The organism is Ruegeria sp. K7 (assembly GCF_056531785.1).
Map to the genome: position 1 here is coordinate 440,681 of NZ_JBQFMJ010000002.1, position 9,103 is coordinate 449,783.

General features: G+C 60.2%; 8 protein-coding genes. 4 read left to right on the plus strand and 4 right to left on the minus strand.

What is annotated here, in order from left to right; genetic code table 11:
• Positions 1-242 precede the first annotated feature (242 nt).
• Complete coding sequence (locus ACR0FE_RS06910; protein ID WP_480911883.1) at positions 243-1,193, minus strand: GlxA family transcriptional regulator; 951 nt, start codon at positions 1,191-1,193, stop codon at positions 243-245.
• A gap of 172 nt (positions 1,194-1,365) precedes the next feature.
• Between ACR0FE_RS06910 and ACR0FE_RS06915 the strand changes: the two genes are divergently transcribed.
• From ACR0FE_RS06915 to ACR0FE_RS06930, 4 genes are read left to right on the plus strand one after another with little or no spacing between them, the layout of a single operon-like run.
• Positions 1,366-2,076 carry a GntR family transcriptional regulator gene (locus ACR0FE_RS06915; RefSeq protein ID WP_170612034.1) on the plus strand — a complete coding sequence of 237 codons (711 nt, stop codon included), beginning with the start codon at positions 1,366-1,368 and terminating at the stop codon, positions 2,074-2,076.
• Between the two features lie 7 nt (positions 2,077-2,083).
• On the plus strand, positions 2,084-3,001 hold the full coding sequence (locus ACR0FE_RS06920; protein ID WP_170612036.1) for a dihydrodipicolinate synthase family protein: 918 nt from the start codon (positions 2,084-2,086) through the stop codon (positions 2,999-3,001).
• A gap of 3 nt (positions 3,002-3,004) precedes the next feature.
• Complete coding sequence (locus ACR0FE_RS06925) at positions 3,005-4,501, plus strand: aldehyde dehydrogenase (RefSeq protein ID WP_480911886.1); 1,497 nt, start codon at positions 3,005-3,007, stop codon at positions 4,499-4,501.
• Positions 4,498-5,838, plus strand: a complete 1,341-nt coding sequence (locus ACR0FE_RS06930; RefSeq protein ID WP_480911889.1) for an NAD(P)/FAD-dependent oxidoreductase — start codon at positions 4,498-4,500, stop codon at positions 5,836-5,838. Before ACR0FE_RS06925 ends, ACR0FE_RS06930 begins: the two co-directional genes overlap by 4 nt.
• 6 nt (positions 5,839-5,844) lie before the next feature.
• On the opposite strand, the gene ACR0FE_RS06935 is transcribed toward ACR0FE_RS06930, so the two are convergent.
• The 3 genes from ACR0FE_RS06935 to ACR0FE_RS06945 form a co-directional block, all read right to left on the minus strand.
• Entirely contained in the window at positions 5,845-6,582 is a 738-nt protein-coding gene (locus ACR0FE_RS06935; RefSeq protein ID WP_480911892.1) for an SDR family NAD(P)-dependent oxidoreductase, read from the minus strand.
• Positions 6,579-7,310: an SDR family NAD(P)-dependent oxidoreductase gene (locus tag ACR0FE_RS06940; protein ID WP_480911895.1), complete on the minus strand. Its 732-nt coding sequence runs from the start codon at positions 7,308-7,310 to the stop codon at positions 6,579-6,581. Before ACR0FE_RS06940 ends, ACR0FE_RS06935 begins: the two co-directional genes overlap by 4 nt.
• Before the next feature lie 62 nt (positions 7,311-7,372).
• Positions 7,373-8,920, minus strand: coding sequence for a trimethylamine methyltransferase family protein (locus ACR0FE_RS06945; protein WP_170612045.1), 1,548 nt, complete (start codon positions 8,918-8,920; stop codon positions 7,373-7,375).
• Between the last annotated feature and the right edge of the window lie 183 nt (positions 8,921-9,103).

Below are 9,103 nucleotides of genomic sequence, written 5' to 3' on the forward strand. Positions count from 1 at the left end.
TCGAAGAAATACGACAAAAAATTACATAGAACTGACACGATCTGGCAATAGTTGCGCCCCTTTCCTGAGACAAAAACAATCAATCCTGCCTGCCATTTGACCAGTACAGTTTTAACGAGGGGGTAACTGGGCAGGGTCAGGGGGTGAGCGCCTGACCGGTCTGATTGTCATCTGGTCATGAGGCTCCCCCCGCCCAATTATCCTCTCCATTCCGTCCGAGGCGCAGCGGCCGTTGTTTGTAATCAGTTGATTTTTGTCTTTTGCATATGCGGGGTTACGCCAAAACTGGATCTGTACACGCGCGAAAAATGCCCGGGGCTTTCGAACCCGCAGGCCAGCGCAACCTCGGTGACCGAGGCCTCGGTCTGAAGCAGCAGATTCTGGGCCCGTTCCAGGCGCAGCTCCATGTAGTACTTCTTGGGGGACGTGTTCAGGTATTTCCCGAACAACCGCTCCAACTGGCGTGCGGAAATCCCGATTTCTCCGGCGATTTGCGAGGGCGAAACCGGTGCATCGATACTGTCGCGCATGATCCGTATTGCCCTGGCCAGATGGGCGTTTCGCATCCCGTTGCGGGACTGGAGCGAAACGCGCTGTCTTGCGGTGGCATTACGCACCGCGTTGTAGACCATCTGATCGGCAACGGCGACTGACAGTTCCCGGCCATGTTCCTTTTCGATCAGGTGCAGCATCAGGTCCGCAGTGGCGGTGCCACCCGATGCCGTGATGTGCTTTTCGTCAGCCGTAAACACGCTGCGCACCAGATTTACCTCGGGAAAGGCTTCCATGAACGCGTCGTGGTATTCCCAGTGAATGGCGGCCTGCATTCCGTCCAGGAAACCGGCCTCGGCCAGCACCCAGGCGCCTGAACACAGCGCGCCGATCCGCGTTCCCCGGGCACGCTCGCGACGCAATGCAGCCAACAACGGGCGCGTGACGTGTTTGCGCATGTGAATACCGGACAAGACGAACAACTGATCAGTCTTGGGCAGTTTATCCAGCCCGGAATGGACCAGCGTCACCGACCCGTTTGAACATACCGCCTGTTCGCTATGTTCCGAGGCAAAGGACCACTCGTACAGGTCTTTACCGCTTTCCAGATTGGCGATTCTCAGCGGCTCGACGGCACATGAAAACGCCAGATGCGAAAATTCCTCAACCAATATGAAGGTGATGTGCTGCGTCTGCTGCATGTCGGTTTCCGTTTGCTGGGCGTCGGCCTGCGACCCCGTGGCGAAGTTTAGGTGATGCTGCACTATTTTTTACTGTATACAAGTTGTATTTTTATCGAATACAAATCGGCCAGCTACTCGGCGCCCACGCGATTCGCAAGGGTATGCATCGGGGCTTGGCAAAGGATTTGGGATGAAAGAAGACGGCAAATCACGCAAGGCAGACCTGAGGGAGCACCTGAAGGTGTCCATTCTGACCCTGCGCCTGCGTCCAGGTGCCGATCTTGACGAGGCGCATCTGTCGGATGCCTTTGGCCTGTCCCGGACCCCGCTGCGCGAGGTGTTCAGGCAATTGGCGGGCGAAGGGTATTTGGATCTGCGCACCAACCGCAGCGCGCGCGTGTCCGAGATGTCCTATACCACCCTGCGCGACTTCTTTCTGGCCGCGCCGATGGTCTATGGGGCAATTCTGCGTCTGGCGGCCCTGAACGCAACGCCCCGGCAGATCGATGACCTAAAGGTGGCGCAGCAAAAGTTCAAAGAGGCATTGCGGACCGGGTCGCCCGAGGATCGTGCCTTGGCCAACAACCGCTTTCACGAAGTGACCGGCGAGATGTCGGCGAATGTCTATCTGCTGCCGTCGTTCAACCGGCTACTGATCGATCACGCCCGCATCGGTATGACCTTTTATCGCCCCCAAAGCGTTGAAATGACCGAAAACCTGTCCGAGGCGAGCCGCCAGCATGACGCTATCATCGCCGCCATCGAAGCGCGCGATGAAGTGGCTGCTTCGCAGCTGGCGACCGATCACTGGAACCTGTCGCGCGATCAGATCGAACTTTTTGTGATGCCTGAGGCGCTGAATGTCCCGATGGGTGCCCCGCCCCTGTCGAAACCTGCATGAGGACGGAATGAACCCGATTTTCAGATTTGAGGGGATCTACACCCCTGTCGTAACCCCCTACCACGCAGATGGCCAGGTCAACTGGGACGCCCTGTCCGACGTGATCGAATACCTGATCGGACATGGTGTGCACGGGTTGATCTCGGGCGGCTCGACCGGCGAGAACTATGCGCAGACCGTTGACGAGCGTCTTGAGCTGGCAAAATTCACGCATGAGCAGTTAAAAAGCCGGTTGCCGCTTGTGGTCGGCACCGGTGCGATGCTGACACCGGATTCCATTGCGTTGGCCGCGGGCGCGCGCGAGATTGGCGCAGATGCCATCCTGCTGGCCAGCCCGCCCTATTCGGTACCGACCGACCGCGAAAACGCGCTGAACGCACTGGCCATCGACAAGGCAGCAGACCTGCCGGTGATGCTGTACAACTATCCGCATCGCACCGGCACGATGATGGGCGAAGAGTTCCTCGACCGCGTCGGCCGCAGCCGAAATATCTGCGGCATCAAGGAAAGCTCGGGCGATATCAACCGGGTCCACCTGCTGGCGCGGGACTATCCGCATATCCAGCTGGGATGCGGCATGGACGATCAGGCGCTCGAGTTCTTTGCCTGGGGTGCACCGTTCTGGGTCTGTGGTGGGTCGAATTTCCTGCCTGCCGAGCATGTTGCGCTCTACAACGCCTGTGTGATCGAAGGCAACTTTGCCAAGGGCCGCCGGATCATGTCCGCGATGATGCCGCTGATGCGGGTGCTGGAACAGGGCGGCAAGTTTATCCAGACCATCAAGCATGGCGTGACCATGAACGGGATCGACGCGGGCGCGATGCGGCCTCCGCTGAAGGGGCTCAACAAGGACGACAAGCGCGCGCTGGAACAGGTGACGCGTGTTCTCAGACAAAAAATCGCAGACATTGTGGCGGAGGGTTAAGGCATGGGATTGCTCACTAGGGACGAATACAAATCCATTGCTGCCAATCTGGAGCTGCCGACCGGCGCGTTCATAGATGGCGCATTCCGCCCGGCGATGTCCGGCAAGACGTTTGAGACCGCAAACCCGGCCACCGGCGAAAAGCTGACCGATATCGCGGCCTGCGGAACCGCGGACGTGGATTTTGCCGTCGAAAAGGCGCGCGAGGCGTTTGACGATGGGCGCTGGTCGAAACTGCACCCGTCCCAGCGCAAGGACGTGCTGATCCGGCTTTGCAAGGTGATGACGCGCAACGCCCACGAACTGGCGGTGATGGAGAGCATCGACAGCGGCAAGACCATCTATGACTGCGAAACCGTGGACGTGCCTGAAACCATCCACTGCCTGAAATGGCATGCCGAGGCGATCGACAAGATTTACGATCAGGTCAGCCCTGCCAGCGACGATCACATTGCCATGGTCGTGCGTGAGCCGATCGGTGTTGTGGGCTTGGTGCTGCCGTGGAACTTCCCGCTGCTGATGTTGGCGTGGAAGATCGGGCCTGCTTTGGCGGCGGGCTGTTCGGTCGTGGTGAAACCGGCGGTAGAAACCACGCTGACCGCGCTGCGCCTGGCCGAACTGGCGATGGAGGCCGGACTGCCACGCGGTGTTCTGAACATCGTTCCGGGTGGCGGCGCCGACGTGGGCGAGCCCATCGGGCGGCATATGGATATCGACATGGTGTCCTTCACCGGCTCCACCGCCACCGGCAAGCGGTTCCTGACTTATTCGGCCGAAAGCAACGCCAAGGAAGTGGTGCTGGAGATGGGCGGCAAAAACCCCGCTATCGTGATGGAGGATGCCGAAAACCTCGACCGCGTGGCGGCGCACGTGGTCAATGGCGCGTTTTGGAATATGGGTGAGAACTGCTCGGCCTCGTCACGTCTGATCGTGCACAAGGATGTGAAGGCCGAGCTGCTGGAGCGCATCGCCCATCACGCCAAACAATGGAACATCGGCGACCCGCTGGACCCGGAAACCCGCATGGGTGCGCTGGTCAGCGAAGGCCATTACAACAAGGTTTGCAGCTATCTGGATCAGGCCGATAGCGTCGTGATTGGCGGCAAGGCGGACAAGGGTTTTGTCGAAGCCACGGTCGTCGAAGTCCCCGGCAACGACGCCACCCTGGCACGGGAAGAAATCTTTGGCCCGGTTCTGTCGGTAATCGAAGTGTCGGGCTTTGATGAGGCCATCAAGATCGCCAACGACACCGATTATGGTCTGTGCGCCTCGATCTTCACGGCCAATGCCAAACGCGCCATTCGTGGGGCGCGGGCAATCCGGGCGGGAACAGTCACGGTGAACAGCTTTGGCGAAGGCGACATCACCACACCATTCGGGGGATACAAGCAGTCGGGCTTTGGTGGCCGCGACAACTCGGTCCACGCACACGACCAGTACACCCAGTTAAAAACAATCTGGATCGATCTGGCCGACGATGCGGACGAGGCAGTGGATTGAGCCGGTACGAAGCAAAACGGCTGCCGCGCCAAACCGGCGTGGCGGGGTGGAACGCCGTTCTTCCCGCTCAGACACCGCTTCCTGAACTGCAACAGGACCTGAGCGCCGACATCACCATCGTCGGCGGCGGGTTTGCAGGCCTCAGCACAGCGCGACGCCTGCACCAGCTTGATCCTTCCCTGAAGATTGCCGTGCTTGAGGCAGGGCGGTTCGCGGAAGGGTCCGCCGGGCGGAATTCGGGCTTCATGATCGATTTGCCGCATGATCTGGCCTCGGACAATTACGCGGGCGACGGGCTTGAGGCCGACAGGGCCACCATCGCGCTGAACCGAAAGGCCATCGCTTTTGCGCGGCAGGTGGCCGAGGACTGTGTCCTGTCCGATGAAGTGTTCGATCCCTGCGGCAAATTCAACGCCGCTGCCACCCCGTCAGGCGATCTGCACAACCGCGAATATGCCGCGCATCTGGAACGGCTGGGCGAACCCTGCACCCTTTACGATCAGCAACAGATGCGGGAACTCACGGGCAGTCCACATTACACCTCAGGCCTGTTTGCGCCGGGGACTGTCATGGTCCAGCCCGCAGCCTATATCCGGGCATTGTCAGCACATCTGGCCGGGCAGGTTGATGTGTTCGAAAACTCGCCGGTTACGGGCTTTGAAAAACAGGGAAACGGCTGGGTTGTCACGACCCCAAAAGCCAGGGTGACGACCGGACGGATTGTGTTGGCCAACAATGGGCATGTCGAAAGCTTTGGGTTCTACCAACGTCGGCTGATGCATATTTGCCTTTACGCGTCACTGTCAGCGCCTCTGACCGACGCTCAGATCAAAACGCTGGGTGGGCAATCGCGCTGGTCGGTGACACCGGCGGATCCGATGGGAACATCCGTGCGGCGCATCTCGGGCAGTTATGGCGACCGGATCCTGATCCGGACCTGTTCCAGCTTTCATCCTTCGATCGAGACGACAAACATGCGCCTGCGCAATGCGGGCTGGGTGCATGACCGCAAGTTCCGCGAGAGATTTCCGCATTTGCCGGACGTAAAAATGGAACACCGCTGGGCCGGAATGCTGTGCCTCAGCCGCAATGGCGCGGCCGCTTTTGGCGAACTGGACGACGGGGTTTATTCCGCCTGTTGCCAAAACGGGCTGGGCATTGCCCGCGGGACATTGCAGGGAATGGGCATTGCCGAGCTGATCCTGCAGGGCGGGTCGGACATTGCCAGTCATTTTCTGGCCCAACCGGAGCTTCCGCGCCTGCCGCCCGAGCCCTTCGCCTCGCTGGGCGCCAACACCTACCTGATGTGGAAGGAATGGCGGTCAGGCAAGGAATGATCTGCCCTATCCCGGCAGGCTGAGCTTTGCCATGCGTCCGCCGTCGATGGTATAGACCTGTCCGGTGACAAAAGCCGCGTCATCTGATGCCAGAAATGCGACAAGGGCCGCAACCTCTTCCGGTGCTCCGGTTCTGGACACGGGGTGGATGCGCCCGATATTCCGGCGAAATGCTTCGGGATCCGGCATCGAGGCGATGAAATCCTCGTTCAGGTCCGTGTCGATCCAACCCGGCGCGACTGCGTTGCACCGGATGCCTTCGGGCCCGTGATCGACCGCGACCGCGCGGGTCAGCCCGTGCAGTCCGGCCTTGGACGCCCCATAGGCCGCATGTCCGGGGTTGCTGCCCAAACCTTCGATCGAACCGGTATTGACGATATTGCCGCGCCTTTCACGCAGGTGCGGCAAGGCGGCCTTGATCATGAGAAACGGTGCCGTCAAGTTGACCGCCAGGGTTCGCTGCCAGTCGTCCAGGCTCATGTCCTCGACCGAGGCTTCCTGCATCATTCCTGCATTGTTGACCAAAACATCAAGGCGCCCGGCCTTCGCAATCAGTTCATCGATCACCTGCGCCGGGCTGCCAGGTCTGGTGAAATCCGCAGCGATGCCTTTAAATTCGGTGTCCGCCCCACGCTGGGCCGTGAAGACGCGCGCGCCTTCTTGCCGCAGCCTGACAGCGATGGCACGGCCGATACCGCTGCGGCCGCCTGTGACGAGGGCAACCTTGCCTTGGAATCGGTTCATGTGACTGGCTTACCTCCGTTGACCTCAACCAATGTGCCGCAGACATAACGCGCCGCGTCCGAGACAAGAAACAGAACGACATCTGCGATGTCATCAGGCTCGGCAATCCGTCCCAGGGGGACCGTCGCCCCCAATTCGGCCACGGCAGTATCCGGATCGAACCCGCGTTTTGCAAAACCGGACCGCAGCATGGGCGTGTTCACTTCATTCGGGCACACCGCGTTGATGCGAATGCCCTGATGCGCGTGGTCCATTCCCATGCACTGCGTCAGCGAGGCGATGGCCGCCTTGGTCATACAATAAACCGCATGGTTCGGCCCCGGCCGCAAGCCCCAGCACGATGCCGTATTGACGATTGCCCCGCCCCCCGATTGGGCCAGGATCGGAATCGCGGCCCGACAGATTCTGAACGGTGCTTCGACATTGACACCCAGGGACAGTGACCAGTCATCATCCATGGTTTCGGTGACGGTGCCCCGCGTTATCACGCCCGCATTGTTGATCACGATGTCCAGCGCGCCCAGAAGGTCCGCGGCCGCTTGGGGAAGCGCGTCGCTGTACGAAGCGTCCCTGAGATCACCGGGCAGGTGGGTTTCGGCCTCGATCCCGTCAACTGATCTGTCCGCCACGGCAACATGCGCGCCGGCCTGCCGCAATTGGCGGACAATTGCTGCGCCGATCCCTCCGGCAGCGCCAGTAACCAGCGCCTTTCTTCCATTCATTTCCATTTCAATTTCCCGATCAAAAAAAGACCCGCCAATTTCAGGCGGGCCAGTGGGGGGAGAGATCATCAATACGTCTGGTTCAGTTCGTCCGCTGCCGGTATTTCCCGTTCGCGGCGCGCGATGTAGTCCAGCAGTTCCTCGTTCTTGGCCAGATCCAGCGTGGGCTCCTGATATTCGGCCAGCAGCTTGCGGGCGTGGTTCAGAGCGCGTTCGGTGATCTCAACCTCGCCCTCAGCCGTCCATTGCTCGATCGAATTGTTGTCAAACATTTCGGGCATGAAGAACGCGGTCTGGAAATTGTCCTGTGTGTGCGGATGACCCAGATAGTGACCGCCCGGCCCCACATCCGGCACCGCAGCCAGAGCCTGATCGAAATCGTGCCATTTCGGACCTTCGGCCATGCGATAGGCCATGGCGCATTGTTCAGCATCCACGATGAACTTGGCGACCGAACAGTGCATCCCGGCCTCGTTCCAGCCCGCCGAATGCCAGATGTAATTGGCCCCGGCATGAATAACAGCCTGCAGGGTCGTGGCAGATTCGTAACCGGCCTGCGCATCGAAGGTCTTGGCCCCGCCAAGCGTGTTTGAGGTACGCCACGGCACGTCGTAGTACCGCGCCATCTGACCAATCATGAAATTCATCAGACTGATTTCGGGCGTGCCCGCCATCGGTGCGCCGGATTTCATCGACACGGTTGACAGGTAGTGGCCGTAAATCGCGGGCGCGCCCTTGCGGATCACCTGTGTGTAGGCCAGCGCGCTCAGCGCCTCGGCGTTCAGCTGCGCGACGGTCGCGGGTACGCTGGCGGGCGTGTTGGCACCGCCCAACACGAAGGGCGAGCATAGTACCGGCTGCTTGCGGCGGCAGAAGGCACGCATCGCGCCCAGCATGGTTTCGTCCCAGACCAGTGGCGAGTTGCCGTTGCAGTTGCCGGTGGTGACGGGGTGATCCTCAAGGAACTCTTCCCCGAACAGGATTGCGCACATGTCCATCACGTCCTCGGCGTTTTTGGGGCTGGTGGTCATGCCCATGAACGTCTTGTCCGAATATTTCATCGAAGAATAGGTGATGCGCAGGTGGCGCTGACTGATCGGGTGATCGTAGGGTTCCACGATATGATGGGCCGACGAATGCAGCGCGGGCATCATGTGGCTCAGCTTGTGGAACATGGCCAGATCGTCCAGCGTCGGATTGCGGCGCACGTCGTCGAGATCACGCAGGAACGGCGCGCCGGTCATCGGCACGAAGATCGAGTGCCGGCCACCCAGCCGCACGTTCTTTTGCGGGTTGCGGGCGTGATAGGTGAAATCCGAAGGGATTGTGGCAATCAGTTCACGCACCAATCCGCGATCCAGATAGACCAGCTCTCCCTCGACCCTGGCACCGGCCTTTTTCCAGTCTTCCAGCGCAATGGGGTCGCGGAACTGCACGCCGACATTTTCCAGAATGTCCATCGAGGCGTTGTCGATGCGCTCAACCTGGGCGCCGTCCATCACCTCGCATAGCGGGATGCCCCGGGTCAGTCCGGGCAACATCTCAAAGTTTGGCGCGGTTCGCTTGGCGCGGCGGGCCGAGCGTCCGCCCGAGCGCGTTGCGGTACGAATGTTCATGGGGCAATCCTCCAATCTTGTTAGACAGAATGGGGGATTCGCAGGTCGCGCACCTCACTGATTCCGAAATCTGTTTGCAGGAACCGACACCGTTTCAAAACCAAAAGCACCGCCCCGCCTCGGGGGGGGGCTCGTTTTTTTATTTGGCTTTCCGCTTTTTGGTGGCCTGGGGAGGGGGAAACG